21 protein-coding genes are annotated in these 21,282 nt (G+C 55.9%); 15 read left to right on the forward strand and 6 right to left on the reverse strand.

Annotation, left to right across the window (positions count from 1 at the left end):
* Nucleotides 1-16 precede the first annotated feature (16 nt).
* Complete coding sequence (locus B150_RS0105635; RefSeq protein WP_020398917.1) at nt 17-1,942, reverse strand: SurA N-terminal domain-containing protein; 1,926 nt, start codon at nt 1,940-1,942, stop codon at nt 17-19.
* Nucleotides 1,943-2,195: 253 nt separating this feature from the next.
* Here B150_RS0105635 and tpiA point away from each other — a divergent pair, with 253 nt between their 5' ends.
* The 4 genes from tpiA to B150_RS0105655 all read left to right on the forward strand — a co-directional run bounded on the left by tpiA (nt 2,196) and on the right by B150_RS0105655 (nt 6,073).
* A complete protein-coding gene (gene tpiA, locus B150_RS0105640; RefSeq protein ID WP_020398918.1) occupies nt 2,196-2,948 on the forward strand; it encodes a triose-phosphate isomerase in 753 nt (250 codons plus the stop codon).
* A 146-nt stretch (nt 2,949-3,094) separates the two neighbouring features.
* Nucleotides 3,095-3,421, forward strand: coding sequence for a preprotein translocase subunit SecG (secG, locus tag B150_RS19865; protein WP_020398919.1), 327 nt, complete (start codon nt 3,095-3,097; stop codon nt 3,419-3,421).
* Nucleotides 3,422-3,541: 120 nt separating this feature from the next.
* Nucleotides 3,542-5,173, forward strand: a complete 1,632-nt coding sequence (locus B150_RS0105650) for a CTP synthase (RefSeq protein WP_020398920.1) — start codon at nt 3,542-3,544, stop codon at nt 5,171-5,173.
* Between the two features lie 111 nt (nt 5,174-5,284).
* Nucleotides 5,285-6,073 carry a hypothetical protein gene (locus B150_RS0105655; RefSeq protein ID WP_020398921.1) on the forward strand — a complete coding sequence of 263 codons (789 nt, stop codon included), beginning with the start codon at nt 5,285-5,287 and terminating at the stop codon, nt 6,071-6,073.
* On the opposite strand, the gene B150_RS0105660 is transcribed toward B150_RS0105655, so the two are convergent.
* Nucleotides 6,074-7,600 carry a M20/M25/M40 family metallo-hydrolase gene (locus B150_RS0105660; RefSeq protein ID WP_020398922.1) on the reverse strand — a complete coding sequence of 509 codons (1,527 nt, stop codon included), beginning with the start codon at nt 7,598-7,600 and terminating at the stop codon, nt 6,074-6,076.
* A gap of 150 nt (nt 7,601-7,750) precedes the next feature.
* On the opposite strand from B150_RS0105660, the gene eno reads away from it, so the two are divergent.
* From eno to B150_RS0105715, 11 genes are all read left to right on the forward strand, one after another.
* Nucleotides 7,751-9,025 (forward strand): phosphopyruvate hydratase, encoded by a 1,275-nt coding sequence (gene eno / locus B150_RS0105665; protein WP_020398923.1) that lies wholly within the window; start codon nt 7,751-7,753, stop codon nt 9,023-9,025.
* Nucleotides 9,026-9,143: 118 nt separating this feature from the next.
* Complete coding sequence (locus tag B150_RS19870; RefSeq protein WP_162139655.1) at nt 9,144-9,467, forward strand: FtsB family cell division protein; 324 nt, start codon at nt 9,144-9,146, stop codon at nt 9,465-9,467.
* A 158-nt stretch (nt 9,468-9,625) separates the two neighbouring features.
* The gene (gene pdhA, locus B150_RS0105675; RefSeq protein WP_020398925.1) at nt 9,626-10,657 is read left to right on the forward strand and encodes a pyruvate dehydrogenase (acetyl-transferring) E1 component subunit alpha; all 1,032 of its coding nucleotides are present in this window, start codon (nt 9,626-9,628) and stop codon (nt 10,655-10,657) included.
* A gap of 14 nt (nt 10,658-10,671) precedes the next feature.
* Nucleotides 10,672-12,075 carry a pyruvate dehydrogenase complex E1 component subunit beta gene (locus tag B150_RS0105680; RefSeq protein ID WP_020398926.1) on the forward strand — a complete coding sequence of 468 codons (1,404 nt, stop codon included), beginning with the start codon at nt 10,672-10,674 and terminating at the stop codon, nt 12,073-12,075.
* An 11-nt stretch (nt 12,076-12,086) separates the two neighbouring features.
* Nucleotides 12,087-13,394, forward strand: a complete 1,308-nt coding sequence (locus B150_RS0105685) for a pyruvate dehydrogenase complex dihydrolipoamide acetyltransferase (protein ID WP_020398927.1) — start codon at nt 12,087-12,089, stop codon at nt 13,392-13,394.
* A gap of 27 nt (nt 13,395-13,421) precedes the next feature.
* Nucleotides 13,422-13,781, forward strand: a complete 360-nt coding sequence (locus tag B150_RS0105690) for a cupin domain-containing protein (protein WP_020398928.1) — start codon at nt 13,422-13,424, stop codon at nt 13,779-13,781.
* A gap of 3 nt (nt 13,782-13,784) precedes the next feature.
* Nucleotides 13,785-15,182 carry a dihydrolipoyl dehydrogenase gene (lpdA, locus tag B150_RS0105695; protein WP_020398929.1) on the forward strand — a complete coding sequence of 466 codons (1,398 nt, stop codon included), beginning with the start codon at nt 13,785-13,787 and terminating at the stop codon, nt 15,180-15,182.
* Between the two features lie 9 nt (nt 15,183-15,191).
* The gene (locus tag B150_RS0105700) at nt 15,192-15,803 is read left to right on the forward strand and encodes a DUF5655 domain-containing protein (RefSeq protein WP_020398930.1); all 612 of its coding nucleotides are present in this window, start codon (nt 15,192-15,194) and stop codon (nt 15,801-15,803) included.
* Entirely contained in the window at nt 15,803-16,717 is a 915-nt protein-coding gene (gene lipA / locus B150_RS0105705; RefSeq protein WP_020398931.1) for a lipoyl synthase, read from the forward strand. Before B150_RS0105700 ends, lipA begins: the two co-directional genes overlap by 1 nt.
* A 190-nt stretch (nt 16,718-16,907) precedes the next feature.
* Nucleotides 16,908-17,537: a DUF3667 domain-containing protein gene (locus B150_RS0105710; RefSeq protein WP_162139656.1), complete on the forward strand. Its 630-nt coding sequence runs from the start codon at nt 16,908-16,910 to the stop codon at nt 17,535-17,537.
* Between the two features lie 57 nt (nt 17,538-17,594).
* On the forward strand, nt 17,595-18,035 hold the full coding sequence (locus B150_RS0105715; protein ID WP_020398933.1) for a type II toxin-antitoxin system RatA family toxin: 441 nt from the start codon (nt 17,595-17,597) through the stop codon (nt 18,033-18,035).
* Here the strand turns inward: B150_RS0105715 and B150_RS0105720 are convergent.
* From B150_RS0105720 to B150_RS0105735, 4 genes are read right to left on the reverse strand one after another with little or no spacing between them, the layout of a single operon-like run.
* On the reverse strand, nt 18,032-18,526 hold the full coding sequence (locus B150_RS0105720) for a CinA family protein (RefSeq protein ID WP_020398934.1): 495 nt from the start codon (nt 18,524-18,526) through the stop codon (nt 18,032-18,034). The genes B150_RS0105715 and B150_RS0105720 overlap by 4 nt on opposite strands.
* Complete coding sequence (locus B150_RS0105725; protein ID WP_020398935.1) at nt 18,526-19,530, reverse strand: YeiH family protein; 1,005 nt, start codon at nt 19,528-19,530, stop codon at nt 18,526-18,528. Before B150_RS0105725 ends, B150_RS0105720 begins: the two co-directional genes overlap by 1 nt.
* Nucleotides 19,530-20,048, reverse strand: a complete 519-nt coding sequence (locus tag B150_RS0105730) for a phosphatidylglycerophosphatase A family protein (RefSeq protein WP_020398936.1) — start codon at nt 20,046-20,048, stop codon at nt 19,530-19,532. The genes B150_RS0105725 and B150_RS0105730 overlap by 1 nt, the downstream gene beginning before the upstream one ends.
* A complete protein-coding gene (locus B150_RS0105735; RefSeq protein WP_020398937.1) occupies nt 20,048-21,265 on the reverse strand; it encodes a bifunctional 2-C-methyl-D-erythritol 4-phosphate cytidylyltransferase/2-C-methyl-D-erythritol 2,4-cyclodiphosphate synthase in 1,218 nt (405 codons plus the stop codon). The genes B150_RS0105730 and B150_RS0105735 overlap by 1 nt, the downstream gene beginning before the upstream one ends.
* Between the last annotated feature and the right edge of the window lie 17 nt (nt 21,266-21,282).

Here is a 21,282-nt window from a genome sequence, read left to right on the forward strand (position 1 = left end):
CATTTGCCACTGTGCGTTACTCGCTTTCGCTGCGGAAAAGCTGCTGCACGATCGCGCGGTTGACCTCGGGTTTGTATTTGTCGAGCAGATACGCCTGATATTCCTGGAACAGTTCGCCTTGGAACTGTTCGGTCAGTTGCGCATGCAGAGCGTCCACAGCGGCGGCATTGTTTGCAGGCTCGCCGGGCATAACACCGTCCACACGCACAACAACATAGCCGTTGCCGTCAGCTGCGCGCTCGGCATCAACCTCACCAACCGGCAGGTCGAAAATCAGGCGGCGGATGTTTTGCGACAGACCCGAGTTGCCTTCCGCGGTACGGCTGACGTTTTTGGCGTCAAAGGAGGTGCCACCGAGTTCATCTGCGATTTTCTCGGCATCTTCACCAGCCATCAGGCGAGCCTTCGCTTCGTCCGCGATCTCACCTGCGCGGCGCTGCCGGGCGTCATTTTCCCAAGCGGTGCGTACCTGCGAAGCCACTTCCTCGTATGCACGCTCAGCCGGTTCCTGAACTTCGGCCAGTTCAACAAGGTAGATGCCTTTGGTATTATCGCGCGGATCAATGTCCTTGAGTTGCGGCTCAACACCAATTTCAAGCTGGAAAGCATCCTGCATGACCGCATATTCGTTCTGCTGCGTGACAACAGCGTCGCCAGCCGCGTTTTTGCCCTGCGCATCGACGCCAGTTACAGTTGCGAGAGAGAGGCCAAGTTTCTCGGCAACGGGGCTGAGGCTACCGTCTTCAGCGATGGCATCTTCAAGCGTCGGGATATAGTCGAACATCAGGTCGACCGCGTGCTCGGCGCGAAGGGTTTGTTCAAGTTCGTCGCGCACATCAGCAAGCGCTACGTTGGAGCCTGCTGTGATGCCGGCGACCTTGAATACGCTCCAGCCTGCGATGCCTTCGATTGGGGCGGATACCGCACCTTCATCCATCGCAAAAACCGTTTCAGCGGTTTCAGCATTGAACGTGGAAGCAACTTCATCGCGGGTATTGCTGCCGAGAGAGATTTCCTCAGTGGTAAAAGCAGTCTCTTCTGCGCCTGTGGTCGCAAAGTCAGCACCTGCTTTTACTTTGTCTGCAAATGCGACGGCTTCTTCCTCGGTCGGGAAGCTTACTTGCAGCAGGTCGCGTGTCTCTGGCGTGATGTACTCATCGGCGCGGTTTTCATACGCGGCCTGAATGTCGTCCTCGCTCAGCTCAACCTGGTCGGTGAACTGCGCGGGCGTCAGCATGATGTAGCGGTAGCTCCGGCGCTCCGGCGTCATGTAAGCCGCTTTGGTCGCTTCATACTGCGCGAGCAATTCCTCTGCGGTTGGCTCAGCTATCTCTGCAATGTCGCTAGCGGCGAAATTGATCATCGCTGCACGGCGGCGCTCAGCTTGCCAGACATAAAGCTGTTCTGCCATCGAACGCGGCAGAAGGGTGCTTGCGCCAAGGCTACCGAGAAGCTGGTTGCGCGCAACACCACGACGCAGGTCACGGTAAAGCTCGTCTTTGGTAAAACCAGCATTCTGAAGCGCACGTTCCATCATTTCGGGGCTGAAGCTGCCGTCCGGCGCCTGAAATGCCTCGAAGGAGCGAATTTCCTGTGCAACCTGCGTTTCGGTCGCGCGCAGGCCCATTTCGCGCATATGCTCTGAAATGGCGGCATCGCCGATCATCTGGTTAAGGATGTTATAATCAAGACCCATCATACGGATGATTTGGTCCGTGCTCATCTGGCCACCAAACTGTTGTTGCAGTTGCTGTGCCTGACGCTGGACCGCATTCGCATACGCTTGTGTCGGAACTTCCGTATCACCAACTTTTGCAACAGTTCTTGTGTTCCCGGCAAGCATGCCAGGGCCGATACCCCAGATCGCAAATGCGGCGATCAGCACAGCCAGAAGAACTTTCACAAAGATTGAGTCAAGTGCCCCACGAAGATTAAACAGCATGCACCCGTGCTCCCGTCGGTAATACGCTATATTATTGGTTGTTGGTGGCAACACGCCACCGGCTTTAGGGCGCGCATCATAAGCATGCTTTCTCGCACTCGCAACATGGGAAATAGCAGAATTCGGCTAAGGTAAGCCACCATGCCCATTTAACTGCGATAGATCTGGCCGGAAAATCTGGTCAAGGGGATGCCAATTTGCTAATCACGCGGCCATAAAACTTTCTTAAAAGAAAATATAATGAGGCCCCAATATGAAACCGACTGCTCTGGTTGCAGGTAACTGGAAAATGAACGGCTTGGCATCAAGCCAAGCTGAACTTGAAGCGCTCGCAAATTTGCTTAAAGAAGGCGGCACGGCGGACTGTGACGTTCTGATTTGCCCACCCTTTACGCTTGTCGCTGCCTTTGCGGCCGCCTCGGCGGCAGGAATTGCCATCGGCGCGCAGGACTGCCACACCGCCAAAAACGGCGCGCATACAGGTGATATCTCTGCAGAGATGCTCAAGGACGCTGGTGCAACATATGTGATCGTTGGCCACTCAGAGCGCCGCGCAGATCACGGCGAGAGCAACGATCTTGTGAAAGCAAAAGCAGAAGCGGTGCATGCTGAAGGACTGAAAGCCATCGTCTGTGTTGGTGAGACAGAGGCGGAGCGCGATGCGGGTCGCACACTCGATGTAGTGCTGGGGCAGGTGGCAAACTCGCTTCCTGCAGCTGCGACGCCTTCGAACACCATCGTGGCCTACGAGCCTGTTTGGGCTATCGGGACTGGCCGTACACCAACAACGGACGATGTGGCAGAAGTGCATACTGCGATCCGCGAGGCGCTGAATGAGCGTTTTGGCGCCGCAGGTGAGGGCTTCGCTATTCTTTACGGTGGCTCGGTCAAGCCGTCGAACGCCCATGAACTGATGGCGGCGGCTAACGTCAATGGTGCACTTGTGGGTGGTGCAAGCCTCAAGGCCACGGATTTCAACGGTATTATCGACGCTTATCGGAACTGAGGCGCCAATCTTGAAAGAAAGTCGGCAAAGGCCATAATTTAAGCTTGGCAAAGGCCGCCTTCATGGGATAGAAACCGCGCTTTGAATAGTCGGCCGATTGAGTATACTCGGTCGTCAGGATCATACGAGTTTGTAGGATAGGTTTTATGGAAACCGTATTGCTAGTCATCCACCTGATTGTCGCGATCGCGCTTGTGGCAGTTATTCTGCTCCAGCGTTCTGAAGGTGGTGCGCTTGGAATTGGCGGCGGCCAGGGCGGCATGATGACCGCACGGGGCGCTGGCAACTTGCTGACAAAGACCACAAAATGGCTTGCAGTTGTCTTCCTTGCAAACTCACTCCTCCTTGGTTGGTTTGCTGCCAGCAAACGTGGCGACGACGCAGTACTTGACGCCGCGGTCGAGCAGAACCAGGAAGACACGGGCAACCAACTTCCTGAAATACCAACCGTTCCCGAGGACGGTGAAGGTTAAGAGACTTCAAAGCGGGGGCCAAGAGCCCCCGCTTCTCTTTATGTAAGCAAGTATTGGTAGACGCTTCCCAGCTTGAGGCTGCTGGGTCGCCATGTGCTTTTTGGATTAATGAGAGGCTTCATGACGCGCTATATTTTTATTACCGGTGGTGTGGTTAGTTCCTTGGGTAAAGGCCTTCTATCGGCCTCGCTCGGTGCTTTGTTGCAGGCTCGCGGCTATTCGGTTCGCCTGCGCAAGCTTGACCCGTATCTGAATGTGGATCCGGGCACGATGAGCCCGTACCAGCACGGCGAAGTGTATGTAACGGACGACGGTGCCGAAACCGACCTCGACCTTGGTCACTATGAACGTTTCACGGGTGTTGCGTCGCGCCAGAGCGATAACATAACGTCCGGCCGTATCTACCAGCAGATTATCGCGAAAGAGCGCCGTGGTGATTACCTTGGCGGCACGGTACAGGTGATTCCGCACGTAACAGACGCGATCAAGGAATTTGCGCTCGCGCAGCAGGACGGTATTGATTTCATGCTTTGTGAAATCGGGGGTACCGCTGGTGACATTGAAGCCGCGCCGTTCATGGAAGCCATTCGCCAACTCTCGATCGAGCTTGGCAAGGGCCGTTCGATTTTTGTACACCTGACCCTGGTGCCTTATCTGGCTGCAGCTGGTGAGCTGAAGACCAAACCGACACAGCACAGTGTGCGCGACCTGCGATCTATCGGTATCCAGCCGGATATCCTTGTTTGCCGGTCCGAGCATCCTATTCCGGATGGTGAACGCCGCAAGATGTCCCTCTACTGCAATGTGGCGGAAACCGCGGTTATCCCGGCGCTTGACGTCAGCACCATCTATGAAGTGCCAATTTCCTATCACAAGGAAGGGCTTGATGTTGAAGTGCTGAAGGCATTTGGCCTTGCGCACAGCCAGAAGCCTGACCTGACACCTTGGGAAAACATCGTAGACCGGATCAAGAACCCGGAAGGCGAAGTGACCATCGCTGTTGTAGGTAAATACACTGGCCTCAAGGACGCTTACAAGTCGCTCAACGAAGCCATCATCCACGGTGGTATCGCCAACAAGGTGAAGGTGAAGATTGAGTGGTTCGAGTCCGAAGTGTTCGAACGCGAAGACGCGATCTCCCAACTTGAGGAAGTTGATGCGATTCTTGTGCCGGGCGGCTTCGGTAAGCGTGGCACGGAAGGTAAGATCGCAGCAGCCAAGTTTGCCCGCGAGCGCGGTATCCCGTATTTTGGTATTTGCCTCGGCATGCAGATGGCGACAATTGAAGCCGCGCGTCACCTTGCCGGGATCAAAGACGCAGGCTCGACCGAGTTCGAAGAACAAAAGAACCCGGTTGTAGGCCTTATTACTGAGTGGGTGCGCGAGGATGGTAGCATCGAGACGCGCACGGAAGAAACCGACCTCGGTGGTACCATGCGCCTTGGCGCTTATGAAGCGCGTCTCAAGGAAGGTTCCAAGGTTGCCGAGATTTACGGCAAGACCGAGATTTCAGAGCGTCACCGTCACCGCTATGAGGTAAACATCGGCTATGTGAAACAGCTTGAAGAAGCTGGTGTGCTCTTCTCCGGCATGTCGCCAGATGGTGAACTGCCTGAGATTATGGAAATTCCGGGGCACCCTTGGTTTATTGGTGTGCAATATCACCCTGAGCTCAAGTCCAAGCCGTTTGACCCGCACCCGCTGTTCGCAAGTTTTGTCGAAGCTGCGGTGAAGCAGAGCCGGCTGGTTTAAGCGAAGAAAATCAGATTTTTATGCGAAGGGGGTCCAATCGGCCCCCTTTTTGCATTCTGGATGTGCTGAGGTAAAATATACCTGCCTAGAGAGTTTCGGGAGAATAGGGCCATGATCCGACAGATCGCCTTGATAGTCGCAGCAGCATTGATGTTGAGCAGCGTTTCATATGCCGCCGATGATGAGGAGCGCGCAGCAATCGCGTGGCAGAATGCAGAAGCTGTTGTGGCCGAATTTGCCTATGTGCAAGACGAAGAGACCCTCCGTAGGCGCTACCGGGATATCGAGCGTGTGTGGCAGGACCTGAACCGGTACCATCAGGATGTCGCGGTCTTGACGCCGCAGTTCAGCCTGATCCGTGCCCGCGCGGCCAGCGCCGCGCGTGATAAAGGTCGCGCAGTTGCCTTATGGCAGGAAGCGATCGCAGCAAACCAGACCGTAGCGCCAGCAATGATCATGTCACTTAATATTGAAGCTGCACATGGTGTTGCGGCTGTCGGTGCATACGATATGTCGGCACAGTTTTTTGCTGCTGCCCGCGCCTACGCCTTCATCAGGGGTGAACAGCAGGAAAGCACGCGCCTTCAAATAAGGGTGCAGGAACTTCAGGTGCTTGGCGCCAATATGAACTGGCGCGACCTGAATGATGCGCTTCTCGATCTCAGGGACTATTCCGCAACATTCCCGATGTGGACCTTACCGCGTCTTGAAGCGCTGCTCAGCGAGGCAGAAATCCGCCTGAACGTTGAGCCTGAAAGCAGAGAGAAACGTGCCGAACTCTCCGAACTCAAAGCACAGATAGTGCTGATGCAGAAGGGCATTAACCGTGACCTCCCAGCCACCTTCATCTCCCGCATCCGCTCGCTTTTCTACGCGCTTGAGGACAACTATCAGCTCTGACTATTTGCCGAAGTCCTTTAGCACAGCTGCATAGACCGCCACTGCGTTCCACAGGTTCTGCAGGCGGATATTCTCGTTGCGTCCGTGCTGGTTATTATCGTGGTTTGCAATCGGCAGCAGGATAATCGGTGCATCAAGCGCTTCTTCAAACAGATAGATCGGCAAACTGCCGCCCATGGTTGGCGTAAGCAGGGTCGGCTTGCCGTCAATATCGTTCAGGATACCGATAAGTTTCTGTGCGACCGGGCTATCGAGATTGCTGCGGAAAGCGCCATAGCCACCCGGCACCCATTCGACCTTGAGTACTTTTTCATGTGTCTTGAGTTCCTCGTCGGTCGGGTCACTGTCGGTGAGCCAAAAGCCTTCGGATTCGAAGAAATCATTCAGTGACTTCTGAACACCTTCAGGCGTCTGATCGGGTACAAGACGCAGGTTCAGCGAGGCTGTTGCACTCGGCATTATAATGTTGCGGGATTTTTTACCCGTGCCGCCACCTTCAAAACCCTTGATGACAATGGCAGGCGACATGATCAATTCTTCAAGCCGTTTCCCGTCGCCGTCGGTGTCACCAAGCGCGAGGTCATCCTTCAGCGCTTCGTCCATACGGGGCAGGGCGTCTATGGCTTGTTGTTCGGCTTCTGTGATTGGCCGCACATCGTCCAGGTAGCCGGGTACCAGGATACGCGCTTCCTCGTCCTTCATTTTGGCAAGCAGATGTACAAGGCGGTCATTGGGGTTTGGTGCCCAGTTGCCGTAGTGACCGCTATGGAGCGGCCGCTTGGGACCATAGGCCGTGAGGTGAACTGTCATCGCGCCGCGTACACCAAAAACAAGCTGGCGCTGGCGGCTTTGGTGCATGGGGCCATCACAGAAGAGAAGAAGATCACTCTCTAGCTTGTCGCCATGCGCTTCAAGAATGCTCCCAAGGGTGGGGGAGCCTGCTTCTTCCTCACCGTCCAGAATCAGTTTGATGTTGACGCTGGGGCTGATGCCTTCCTTATCAAGCGCATCAAGGGCAGCCATAAGGGCGATCACTGGCGCTTTATCGTCACCGGCGGATCGGGCGAACAGGCGCCATTCCGGATTGAAGGGTTCGCCAGCCTCGGGCCACGCAACAGTCTTGCTGCCGGATTCGACCATGCCGTCCCGCAGGGTTGGCCTGAAGGGTGGGGTGGCCCAATTCTCAGGCGCGACTGGTTGGCCGTCAAAGTGCGCATAAATCAGCACCGTTTTGGTCGCGCCCTCGGTTTTGCGTTCGGCAATCACATAGGGTGCGCCGCCGGCGGAGACTATCTCACTCTCAAACCCGCGCTTGCCGATATAGCCGGTAATCCAGCGCGCGTTTTTCATCATGTCTTCCGTATCGGACGCCACGTTCGGCATGGAGAGGAAATCCCGGAAGTCAGCCATGATCCGATGCGCGTTGGCGTCTACATATGCCTTGACCATATCATCCGCGGTGGATGCAGGTGCCACCAGCATGGTTGCGCCAAGGCAAAGTGATTTCAGCAAATTGGATTTCTTCATGGCTTGTCCTCCCTGTTGGCCACGACTTTAGTGCCGGGCGAGACTTTTTCCAGTGGAAATCCCGCTTGATCTTGCGAATGGGGGCATGAACAGGTAACAATCCGCCCGTAAATTCTTTATTCCCCTTTTCAGCATTTAAGGAACAAGCCCATGAGTGCGATCTTCGATATCATCGGCCGCGAGATCCTCGATAGCCGCGGTAACCCCACTGTTGAAGTGGATGTCATTCTGGAAGACGGCGCGTTTGGTCGCGCTGCCGTACCGTCCGGTGCGTCTACCGGGGCCCACGAAGCTGTAGAGCTGCGCGATGGCGGTGGTCGCTACCGTGGCAAGGGTGTGCTGAAGGCTGTTGAAGCCGTAAACGGTGAACTGTTCGATGCGCTCGTTGGCCTTGAAAGTGAAGACCAACTGGCTATTGACCAAGCCATGCGCGACCTCGACGGCACAGACAACAAGGGCCGTCTTGGTGCAAACGCCATTCTCGGTGTTTCGCTCGCGGTGGCAAAAGCGAGTGCAGAAAGCTGTGGCCTGCCGCTTTACCGCTACCTTGGTGGCCCGAACGCGCACGTTCTGCCGGTACCGATGATGAATATCATCAATGGTGGCGAACACGCGGACAACCCGATTGATGTTCAGGAATTCATGATCATGCCAGTGAATGCGGACAGCGTACGTGACGCGATCCGTATCGGGGCCGAGATCTTCCACGAGCTCAAGTCGAAACTGTCGGCCGCTGGTCATAACACCAACGTGGGTGATGAGGGCGGTTTTGCGCCGAACCTCAACGGCACCGTTGATGCGCTTGATTTCATCGTAGCGGCGATCAAGAGCGCGGGCTATGAGCCGGGCGAAGATGTGTACCTCGCGCTCGACGCGGCCTCGACCGAGTTTTTCAAGGACGGCAAGTATGAGCTCAAGGGCGAAGGCAAATCGCTCGATAGCGCTGGCCTCGTAGATTATTACGCTGACCTCGTTGCGAAATACCCGATCATCTCCATCGAAGACGGCATGGCCGAAGATGACTGGGAAGGCTGGAAAATGCTGACCGACCGTATCGGTGACAAAGTGCAGCTCGTGGGTGATGACCTGTTCGTGACCAATCCGGCGCGCCTTGCTGAAGGTATCGAGAAAGGCGTGGCCAACTCGATCCTCGTGAAAGTGAACCAGATTGGCACGCTGTCTGAGACCATGAAGGCGGTGGATATGGCGCACCGCGCGTCCTACACCTCTGTGATGTCCCACCGTTCGGGTGAGACCGAGGATGCGACGATTGCTGATCTCGCTGTTGCCATGAACTGTGGCCAGATCAAAACGGGTTCGCTCGCACGCTCGGACCGGCTCGCGAAATATAATCAGCTCATCCGTATTGAGGAAGAACTGGGTGCGTCGGCGGTCTACGCGGGTCGCTCGATCCTCAAGGGTTAGAATCGCTTTTTGAAGGCCTTGGCCATTGTGCCAAGGCCTTTGATTCTTGGGCGAAAATCTTCACGAAAATCACATTTTTCTCTTGCTCACCTGATTCGCCTATGAGATGATTCGAATCATGAAACGAGTCGGAAAAATATCAAGGTATCTTGGGCAGGCATGGATGGCCGGTGTTTGGCTTTTCCTGTTCGGGTATTTTGCATTCCACGCTTTCCAGGGCGACAATAGCCTTGCGGCGCTGAAGCGCCTTGAAGTGCAGCAGCAGGAGCTGTCTGCGCTCGCTGAAGACGTTGCCGCAGAACGTGCAGCGCTTGAAGCGCGCACCGCGAAACTCGCAAACCGTACAATCGACCCGGACATGCTCGAAGAGCAGGTTCGCCTGCGCCTTGGTTTCACCCATCCGGACGAAGTTATTGTCTTTATTCCGGCAACAGGGCGCTGATTAACTAAAATCAAGTTAATCAAATAAAATCCCATTATTTCAATGGGTTATACTCTATTGCAAATTACTAAAATCGGCGCTATCCATTGTGCCTACGCGTTCTCACGCGGGGCATCCTGCCAACACCAGTTTCTGGCACCTTTATCTGGAAGGCCGAAATGACTACGAAAAAGACTACAAAAAAGCCGGCGGCCAGCAGTCGTCGCCGCAATTCGGGCCCGGCGCTTTACGAAGCGTCCAATGATGAACTTGTTGAATTCTATCGCCAAATGCTGCTCATCCGCCGCTTCGAAGAGAAGGCCGGCCAGATGTACGGCATGGGGCTGATCGGCGGTTTCTGTCACCTTTATATTGGTCAGGAAGCCGTTGTTGTCGGTATTCAGACGGCGCTCAAAGAGGGCGACTCTGTTATCACCGGCTACCGTGAACACGGGCACATGATTGCCGCGGGCTCCGACCCCAAGGGCGTGATGGCTGAACTGACCGGTCGCTCCGGCGGTTGCTCACGTGGTAAAGGCGGCTCGATGCACATGTTCGACCCTGAGCGCGGCTTCTACGGCGGTCACGGTATTGTGGGCGCGCAAGTGTCGCTCGGTACCGGTCTCGCGTTCGCTGCCAAATATCGTAAGTCGGATAATGTTGCAGTCGCCTACTTCGGTGATGGTGCCGCGAACCAGGGCCAGGTTTACGAGAGCTTCAACATGGCGCGTATCTGGAACCTGCCGGTCGTATACATCATCGAGAACAACCAGTATGCCATGGGCACAAGCGTGAGCCGTTCATCCTCGCAGATTGAACTGCACCGCCGTGGTGAAAGCTTCAAAATCCCTGGGAAGCAGGTTGATGGCATGAACGTGCTTGAAGTGCGCGCCGCCATGGACGAAGCGGTTGAACACTGCCGCAAGGGCGAGGGTCCGTTCATCCTTGAGATGAAGACCTACCGCTACCGTGGTCACTCCATGTCCGATCCGGCGAAATACCGCTCCAAGGAAGAAGTGCAAAAGATGCGCGCCGAGCACGACGCCATCGATCAGGTGAAACAGCGTATCCTCGACGCGGGCATCATGGATGAAGCCGCGCTCAAGGATATCGACAAGGAAGTTAAGGCCATTGTGGCAGACGCTGCGACCTTCGCGACGGAAAGCCCGGAGCCTGAACTTTCTGAACTCTATACCGATGTGCTGGCGTAAGGGAGCATCCAATCATGGCAATTAAAATCACCATGCCGGCCCTGTCTCCCACGATGGAAAAGGGCACACTTGCAAAATGGCTCGTAAAAGAAGGCGACAGCATCGAATCCGGTGACGTGATCGCAGAGATCGAGACCGACAAGGCAACCATGGAGGTGGAAGCGGTTGACGAAGGCGTCATCGCGAAAATCGTTGTTGCTGAAGGTACCGATGATGTGCCGGTCGGCGAGCTGATCGCGATTGTGGCGGAAGAGGGTGAAGACCCGAAAAACATTGATGCTGATTCTTCGTCAGACGACAAAGCGTCTGACAAAAAAGAAGAAAAAATCCCATCCTCCACCAAGGAGGACCCCGACGAGCAGGAAACCACATTCGCGGGTGCCGTGCACTCAAGCGAAAACCTGCTGGACCCGGAAATCCCGGAAGGCACCAATATGGTCAAGCTGACGGTGCGTGAAGCGCTGCGCGATGCCATGGCCGAAGAAATGCGCAAGGACGGCGACGTTTTTGTCATGGGTGAAGAAGTGGCGGAATATCAGGGCGCCTATAAGGTAACCCAGGGCCTGCTGCAGGAATTTGGTTCTGAGCGCGTGATTGATACGCCGATCACCGAGCACGGTTTTGCCGGTCTTGGTGCTGGTGCGGCCTTCGCGGGCCTCAAGCCGGTGATCGAATTCATGACATTCAATTTCGCCATGCAGGCGATTGACCACATCATCAACTCGGCTGCCAAAACCCGCTATATGTCTGGTGGTCTGGTGTCGTGCCCGATCGTATTCCGTGGGCCGAACGGTGCCGCAAGCCGCGTAGGCGCGCAGCACAGCCAGAACTATGCGTCATGGTACGCGAACGTGCCGGGCCTCAAGGTCATCGCGCCCTATGACGCCGCGGACTGCAAGGGCCTCCTCAAGGCTGCGATCCGTGACCCGAACCCGGTTGTGTTCCTTGAGAACGAGCTGATGTACGGCGAAAGCTTCGAAGTACCGGAGCTCGACGATTACGTACTGCCAATCGGCAAGGCACGCATCTACCGTGAAGGCAGCGATGTCACAATTGTCAGCTATTCCATTACCGTGGGCGAGGCGCTTAAAGCCGCCGACATGCTGGCGGAAGAGGGCATCAGCGCAGAGGTGATCGACCTTCGCACCATTCGTCCGCTCGATATCGAGACGGTGATTGAGAGCGTGAAGAAAACCAACCGTTGCGTGGTCGCTGAAGAAGGCTGGCCGCAGTGCTCAGTCGCATCCGATGTGTCGGCACAGTTGATGGAAAAAGCGTTCGATTGGCTCGACGCACCGGTCACCCGCGTGAATAGCGCGGACGTGCCGCTGCCGTATGCCAACAACCTCGAAAAAGCCGCGGTTGTGGACGCAAAAGACATCGTAAAAGCCGCCAAAGCGGTTTGCTACGCGGATTAAGGGGAAAGACCATGGCTATCGAAATTTTCATGCCTGCACTTTCGCCCACGATGGAAAAGGGCACACTTGCCAAATGGCTGGTGAAAGAAGGCGACAAGGTTGAGAGCGGTGACGTGATCGCTGAAATCGAAACCGACAAAGCGACGATGGAAGTTGAATCGATCGACGACGGCACGGTCGCGAAAATCCTTGTTGAAGAAGGTACGGACGATGTGCCTGTTGGCAAAATCATCGCCATGCTCGCGGAAGAGGGTGAAGACGTCGCTGACGTAAAAGTACCGTCCGAGGGCAAAAAGGCCGAGGCTGCGCCAGCACCCGCGCCTGAGAAGAAGGAAGAAGCAAAAGCATCTTCTGATGACAAGCCTGCGAAGGCCGAGAATAAGCCGTCCAAATCGGACGGTGACCGGGTGAAAGCATCGCCGCTTGCGAAGCGTATCGCCGCGCAAGAAGGTCTTGATCTCAAGGCAGTTGACGGCACCGGCCCGAACGGCCGCATCGTGAAACGCGACGTTGAAGCGGCGATGGAAAAAGGCACTGGCAAGGCCGAAGCCGCAGCGCCTGCCAAAGATGCGCCGAAAGCGGCTGCTGCTGCACCCGCATCTGCACCGGAATACGGCCCGCACGACAATATCCCGTACCGTGAAGAGCGTCTGTCGAACATGCGCAAGACCATTGCGCGCCGCCTGACGGAATCGAAACAGCACGTACCGCACTTCTACCTGACGATCGAATGTGAGCTGGATAATCTCCTCGCGCAGCGCAAGGTGCTGAATGAGAAGCTGGCTGACAGCGGTGTGAAACTGTCGGTCAACGACTTCATCATCCGCGCGACTGCACTTGCGCTCAAGAAAGTACCTGCCGCCAACGTTCAGTTCGCTGGTGACAAGATGTTCTGGTACGAGCGTGCGGATATCTCCGTCGCGGTCGCCATTGATGGCGGCCTCGTGACCCCGGTGGTGCGCGGTGCGGACGCTATGGGCCTCGCCGATATCTCCAAATCGGTCAAGGATCTGGCCACCCGCGCGCGGGACGGCAAGCTTGCGCCCGAGGATTATGCTGGTGGCACTTTCTCCATCTCCAACCTCGGTATGTACGGCATCAAGGAATTTGGCGCGGTGATTAACCCGCCGCAGGGTGCGATCCTTGCTGTTGGCGCAGGTGAGCAGCGCCCGGTTGTCAAGGATGGCGCACTTGCTGTCGCGACCGTGATGAGCTGCACCATGTCCTGTGACCACCGCGCCGTGGACGGTGCCGTGGGTGCCGAGTTCCTCGCCGCCTTCAAGAGCTACATCGAAGACCCGATCACGATGCTGCTTTAAGTAGCAGGCGGGTTAAGGACGGCTGGAATGGACGTTGTAAATCTCAAAGAAAAACTCACGGGCTTCAGTGACCGCTGGTCACCGAAGCTTGTGGGTGAGCTTGACGGCTATCATGTGAAGCTGGCGAAGATCGAAGGTGACTTTGTCTGGCACGCGCATGAGGGCGAGGATGAGCTTTTCCTCGTTGTCGATGGCCGCTTCCGCATGGACTACCGCGACCGTCAGGTCTGGGTCGAGCCGGGCGAGATGGTGATCGTGCCAAAGGGTGTTGAGCACAAGCCCTATGCGCCTGAGGTTTGCAGCATTCTACTGATTGAAAAAGCCACCACCGACCATACAGGTGGTGTTGACGATCCACGTCGCGTGGAAAATCCCGAAAGGATTTAAGCTATGGCTGAGAGTTTTGACCTTGTTGTAATTGGGGGCGGCCCAGGCGGTTATGTGGCGGCGATCCGCGGCGCACAGATGGGTATGAAAGTGGCCTGTGTGGAGCGTGAGCATCTGGGCGGTATCTGCCTGAACTGGGGCTGTATCCCGACAAAGGCGCTTCTGCGCTCGGCCGAGGTGCTCCATCTTGCCAAACACGCGGCGGACTATGGCCTCAAGATCGACAAGGTGGACTTTGACCTGGATGCGATTGTGAAACGCAGTCGCGGCGTTGCCAAGCAGATGAACGGTGGCATCAAGTCCTTGTTCAAAAAGAACAAAGTGACCCACATCGAAGGCGAAGCCAAAATTGCTAGTAAAGGCAAGGTTGCTGTCAAAGGCAAGGACGGCAAGACGACAGAACTCACCGCCAAGGATGTGATCATCGCCACCGGTGCCCGCGCGCGTGAATTGCCGCACCTGAAGGCGGATGGTGAGCTTGTCTGGACCTACAAACATGCGCTTGCACCCAACACCATGCCGAAAAAGCTGCTGGTGATCGGCTCCGGCGCCATCGGGATCGAGTTTGCAAGCTTCTTCAACGAGCTGGGTTCAGATGTGACCGTGGTTGAGATGATGGACCGCGTGTTGCCGGTCGAAGATGCCGATATCTCCAAGTTCGCGGAAAAATCCTTCAAGAAACAGGGCATGACCATCAAGACCAAAGCATCGGTGACCGAGCTCAAGAAGGGCAAGGACAGCGTAACGTGTGTGGTTGAGACCGACGGCAAAAAAGAAGAGATCACCGTTGACCGTGTGATCATCGCCATCGGTATCACCGGCAACGTGGAAGGCCTTGGCCTTGAAGACGTGGGCATCAAGGTTGACCGCGGCCATATCGTCACCAATGAATGGGGTCAGACCGGTGTGGACGGCTTCTGGGCAATCGGTGACGTGGCTGGCGCACCGTGGCTTGCACACAAGGCATCGCACGAGGGCATTGTCGCTGTTGAAAAAATCAACGGCGTCAAAGGCCTGCATCCGATGGACAAAGGCAACATTCCGGGCTGTACCTACTGCCGCCCGCAGGTGGCCTCTGTTGGCCTGACCGAAGCGAAAGCGAAAGAGCAGGGCTATGAGGTGCGTGTTGGCAACTTCCCCTTCATCGGGAACGGTAAAGCGGTAGCCCTCGGTGAACCGGAAGGCATGGTTAAAACCGTGTTTGACAAGAAAACCGGCGAACTGCTGGGCGCGCACATGGTTGGTGCCGAGGTAACGGAACTCATCCAAGGCTATGCGGTAGCCCGCACGCTTGAGACGACGGAGCAGGAACTGATGCACACCGTCTTCCCGCACCCGACCCTCTCTGAGATGATGCACGAAAGTGTGCTCGACGCCTACGGCAAGGCCATCCACTTCTAGGAGCCAGAGATGAAATTCAGGGTTCACCCAAGCGTTTCTCACATTCAGGCGATGCTCGCCAATATGGAGGAGCGCACGGGCATGAACCCTGATGCCTGGGCGGATGTGGCACGTGGCTATGGCCTTGCGGAGGTTAATGCACTCGGTGCCAAGCTGAAGGCCGAGCATGGCTTAGGTAAACCGACGGCATGGCTGCTGGCGAGTTATGCGCTTGGCGAAACGCCTGAGGACTACGATGGTGATGCCTATCTGGCCCGCGCACCGGAACTCTTTGATGCACAGTTCTCAGGTAAGAAGGAAGCCTTGAGGCCGCTCGCAGAAAAGGTGATCGCGCATTTAACTACGCTTGGTAATGACGTTGGCGTGAGCCCGACAAAGACCATGGTGCCGATCTATAGACATCACGTATTCGCTCAGGTAAAAGCTGCTACGCAGACACGGCTGGATGTGGGCCTCGCGCTTGGGCGTTATGATGGCGAACTGTCCAGTCGCATCAAGGATACCGGCGGGGCTTTAAAAGGCGACCGCATTACCCACGTAATTGGGGTAACGGCAGACGAGCAGATCGATGACGATTTCATCGGTTGGCTGCGCAAAGCTTACGAGTTGGATGACAAGTAATGAGCACAGACGAAAAACAAGGTCAGTATCAGCGCAAACCAAGCTGGATCAGGGTCAAGGCCCCGGTCAGCAAGGAGTATGCGGAGACCCGCAAGATGATGCGCGACCTGAAGCTGCACACCGTCTGTGAAGAAGCCGCATGCCCGAATATCGGTGAATGCTGGAAGCAGAAGCACGCCACGATCATGATCCTTGGCGATACCTGCACCCGCGCTTGCGCCTTCTGCAATGTGAAAACCGGCCGCCCGATGGCGGTTGATCCCATGGAGCCGGAAAATACGGCCATTGCCTGTGCGCAGATGGGCCTCAATCACATCGTGATCACGTCCGTTGACCGTGACGACCTTGATGATGGTGGGGCGCGCCAATTTGTGCGTGTGATCGAACAGCTGCGCAAACACAGTCCAAAAACCACCATCGAGATACTGACGCCGGATTTCCGGAACAAGCCGGGCGCCATTGAAATGGTCGCCGAGGCACGGCCTGACGTGTTCAACCACAATCTTGAAACCGTACCGCGGAACTATCCGAAGATTCGCCCGGGCGCGCGCTACTATCACTCGCTACGCCTCTTGGAGACAGTCAAGAAAGTGGACCCGTCCATTTTCACCAAATCCGGCATTATGGTTGGCCTTGGCGAAGAACGTCTTGAGGTTAGCCAGGTGATGGACGATATGCGCATGGCGGATATCGACTTCATGACCATTGGCCAATATCTGCAACCAACGCCGCGTCATGCGAAGGTTGAGCGCTTTGTAACGCCGGACGAGTTCAAATCCTATGAGCGTATGGGCAAAGGCAAGGGCTTCCTGTTGATTTCCTCCACGCCGCTCACGCGGTCGAGCTATCATGCGGGTGACGATTTTGCCAAGCTGCGGGCCGCGCGTGAACGCCAGCTCAAAGCTGCCGAATAGTCGCATCGCTTTGCTTGACTAAGGAACCCCTCCGCGACACAGTCTGGTCGGGGAGGGCTCTCACTTTATGGCAGATATTCAAGTGGCGACCGGGTCTAATTGTCGGAACTGCGGCAGGACGTTGCATGGCCAGTATTGCAGTGAATGCGGCCAGAGGGACCGAGGCAGCAGCCTCGACGCGGGTGAGTTGGTGTCAGAGACCGTGGACACCATTGTCCGGCTCGATTCCAAGCTGTGGCGCACCGTTGTCGACCTCACACGTAATCCTGGGCAGGTAGCCAAGGATTACGTTGGTGGCAAGCGCGCCAGCTATGTGAACCCGATCCGCTATTGCCTTGCGGCTATTGCACTTTCGATCACTCTGACGATCTCGACTGGGGAAATCCGTGCGCTAAGCGAAGGCATTCTTTTTGGTCTCGTTTCCGATGTGCCAGATGATCCGGCGTTTGTGCGGGTGGTCGAGTTTCTGTCCAAATACCTGAATGTCATGTCGCTGGTGGCGGTGCCAATCTATGCACTGGTAGCGAAGCTGTTCTTTCGCCGCGCTCCCTACAGCTACGCCGATAATTTCAGCTTTATGTGCTTCATCGTGGGGCACGGCGCGTTCCTCAGCGTCTTTGGCACGCTTTTCAATATGTATATCTATTTTATGGGCTTGCTGCCGGCATTCCTGCTGACAAACACCGTCTATATCTACGGTACCATGCGGTTTTTCGGTCGCGGCTTCTGGGCATCAGTCAGCTATGTCAGTGTGGCTTCGTTTGTCTATATGGGGCTGGTATATGCCGTCGCGTGGCTCTGGTTCGTACGCTTGGCTTAAGCCCTTGTCCGGACAGGTTTTGCTCGTTATAACCCCAGCAAAATAAAGAGGTTCACCGTGCCGCATTTTGCTGAAAAGAAGATACTGCCCTACACGCAGGAACAGCTTTTTTCGCTTGTTCTGGATGTTGCCAAATATCCGGAATTTCTGCCGTGGTGTACTGGTGCGCGTGTCTATAACCGCAAGGATGGTCAGTTCGACGCCGATGTGATCATTGGCTTCAAGATGTTCAGCGAACGCTTCACGTCACGTGTGCGCTACGAGCCCAGCACCCGTGTTGATGTGGATTATATCAAGGGGCCGATGAAGCGGCTCTATAACCACTGGCGGTTTGTGCCCGAAGGTCCGGATGCGTGTTTGATAGATTTCGAAGTCGAGTTCGAATTTGCGAACCGTATGCTCAATCAGATGATCGGTGGCCTGTTTGGCGAAGCCTGCAAGAAGATGGTTCATGCGTTTGAGGCGCGTGCCAATGAGGTATATGGCGCCGGAGCCTAACCGCGGATTTCAACAAGAAGTTCGGTAAGGGCCGTAATAACTGTAGCTGTGCGTATCTGTGTGCGGCCGATATCGCCAAACTGGCATTTGATGGCGCGGGGCATGCAGCCTTGGCTGGCTACTCCGATATAAACCAGCCCGACAGGCTTGTCCGTACTGCCGCCACCGGGGCCTGCAATGCCTGTGACAGCGACCGATGCATCAGCACGTGAATTTGCAAGCGCACCAAAAGCCATCTCCTTTGCGACCGCTTCTGAAACTGCGCCAAATCGTGTCAGGCTTTCAGCGCTAACACCAAGCATCTGGTTTTTGGCCTCGTTCGAGTAGGTGACAAAACCACGGTCAACGACATCCGAAGAGCCCGCAATTTCCGTCAGTGCGCCTGAGATCAGGCCGCCCGTGCAGCTTTCAGCTGTGGCAATCATCAGGTGACGCGCACGCGCTTCCTCAAGCACCTCGGTGGCAAGGTCGTGGATTTCCTGTGAAAACATCAGGTTCCTGTCATGGGTAGGCACAGGAGCACAAGGCCCGCGAGCCAGATTGTTTCAGCGACCATCAATAATACAGGGCGCCAGCCCAAGGTGGCAATACTGCGCAGGTTACTTTTGAGGCCGATGGCGGCAATTGCTGTCACAAGGCAGGTGCGAGAGATCTCTGTCAGGCCTGATTTAACTTCTGCGGGGATTGCGAACTGGCTGTTCAGGATGACAAAAATCACAAAGGCAACCAGGAAACCCGGCAGTAGTTTTGGTTTTGCCTGACCCGTGTCGCCCTTTTGTGATGCGCGGAACGCCAGAACAAACACAAGCACGACAGGCAGCAGCATGGCCACGCGCATAAGCTTGGTGAGCGCTGCCAGATCGCCAGCCTCGGTCGAGATGGAGTAGCCCGCACCAACAACTTGCGCCACGTCATGAATTGTGGCGCCGATGAAAATGCCCGCTTCGGCGTCGTTCATCGCCATAAGGCCAGATAGCATCGGGTAAACAATCATCGCTAGGGTCGAGAGCGCAGTGACGCCGATAACCGCAAACACAGTATCGCGTTCCTGCTCATCAGACTTGGGCATGACCGCCGAGAGGGCAAGTGCGGCTGACGCGCCACAAATTGCTACCGCACCGCCCGTAAGGGCGCCAAAACGATGTTTAAGGCCAAAGAGCCGCGCGAGCACAATGCCGACAATAATAGTTGTGGCAATGCCAGCTGCCATCAGGAGAACTGTCGGCCAGCCGAGCGCCATGACATCAGAAAAAGCGATACGGAAGCCGAGGAGGGCAACGCCGATGCGGAGAATGGTGGTGCCAGTGAAGGCAATGCCAGGCTGGCACTTGGGATCCTCATAGAGGAAATGCAGCGCCATACCGAGCAGCAGCGCAAACAGCATCGCTGGCGCACCGTAGTGCTCGCCAAGGAAGTTGGCGGCAAGGCCAACAGTGAGGCAAATTACAAATCCGGGGAAAAGGGTGGTAACTCGTTCTTTAGTAGCGCTGACCATTAAATAAAACCATCTAACAAACCCGTTGTTAGAAGAAGCCATATACTAATGGCCGACATAATGCCAGCCACGAGATCGTCCACCATCACACCGAAGCCGCCGCTGACGTGACGGTCGAGCCAGCTGATAGGCCATGGCTTAACGACATCAAACAGCCGGAACAGCAGGAATGCCAAAAGGTAGAGCATGAGTGACGGCTCAAAATAAAGGGCAGGGATGAGTGCCAGCCATTGGCCCGCAACCTCGTCGATGATAATCTCTGGCGCATCATGAATTCCGGTTTCACGCTCGATCATGTTGATCGCGAAAATCGACAGAATGGTGATGGCGACTGCGGAAACAAGGAACCCCATCGTACCCAGCCCACCAAGGTGCATGGCGTATCCGAGAACAAGACCAAAAGCCGAACCCCATGTACCGGGCGCGGGGCGGGCCATGCCGACGCCGGCGCCGGTAACCACCCAGAAACTGGGTGACTTACGACGTGCGGGCCATGTGCGAAGCGATACTTTGACCATCAGATGTCCTTGAAGGGGAGGCGCACTGTTGCCGTTGCTTGGGCAGCGATGCCTTCTTCCCGGCCGGTGAAACCAAGTCTCTCGGTTGTGGTTGCCTGAACGCTGACGCGCTCAATGCCGATGCCAAGTAGTTCAGCAATACGTGCCCGCATCGGTCCGTTATGTGGGCCGATCTTCGGTCTTTCACAAATCAGGCAGACGGAAACATGGGCAATGCTGCCACCTTTCGCGAGGACGCGGTCGCGTGCAAACGTGAGGAACACGTCACTTGGCGCGCCGCGCCACTGATTGTCGCTCGGTGGGAAATGCTGACCGATATCACCATCGACGATGGCGGCAAGAATGGCGTCTGTCAGCGCGTGCAGACCCACGTCTGCATCTGAATGGCCCTTGAGCCCTTTGTTAAATGGGATTTTCACACCGCATAGCCAGACATGGTCACGCCCATCTTCAAAGCGGTGAACGTCATACCCCATGCCGGTGCGAACATCGGCCTGTGCCATCATCAGCATATGCTCCGCTTTCGTGAAATCTGCTGCAGTCGTCAGTTTGAAATTGTTTTCAGCACCGGGAACGGTTGTGACCGAATGGCCTGCGGCTTCCATGACAGCTGCATCATCGGTCAGTTCCTGATCGTATACCTTCGCGTGTGCTGCCAGTAGTTCAGCAAAGGGGAAGCCCTGCGGCGTTTGCACGGCGACGAGTCCGCTGCGGTCAACGGTATGGGTAACTCTGTGGCCCTCAGTCTTTTTCAGGGTATCGACAACCGCCACGCCCGGCACCACTGCTTTATGCCCTTGTTCGAGAGCCGCCAGTACGGGTTCGAAAATGGCGGCGTCTGCGAAGGGGCGAGCGGCGTCATGCACCAGTACAAAATCGAGCTTCTCGGTTTCCAGCGCGCGCAAGCCAAGCATGACACTTTCCTGCCGACTTTTGCCACCATGAACCGGTTCGCGCTCAGCCAGACCCTGCGCGGCTTCGTTGAATAGTTCACGATCGTCAGGGTGAATAACACATTGGATTATTGCGCTGGGGCAGGCATCCCGAACAGCCTTCAGGGTATGGCCGAGCACAGGCCGTCCAGCCAATTTGCGGTACTGTTTGGGCAATCCACCGCCCGCGCGCACACCGCGGCCAGCGGCTACAATTAGCACTGCAATTTTGTGTTGGCTCGGTTGCGTAATCTGAGTCTGGCTTTTTGTCATGACTTCTGGCATAAGCTGTGCCCAATATT

It is taken from the genome of Kordiimonas gwangyangensis DSM 19435 = JCM 12864 (assembly GCF_000375545.1).
Lineage (GTDB): Bacteria > Pseudomonadota > Alphaproteobacteria > Sphingomonadales > Kordiimonadaceae > Kordiimonas > Kordiimonas gwangyangensis.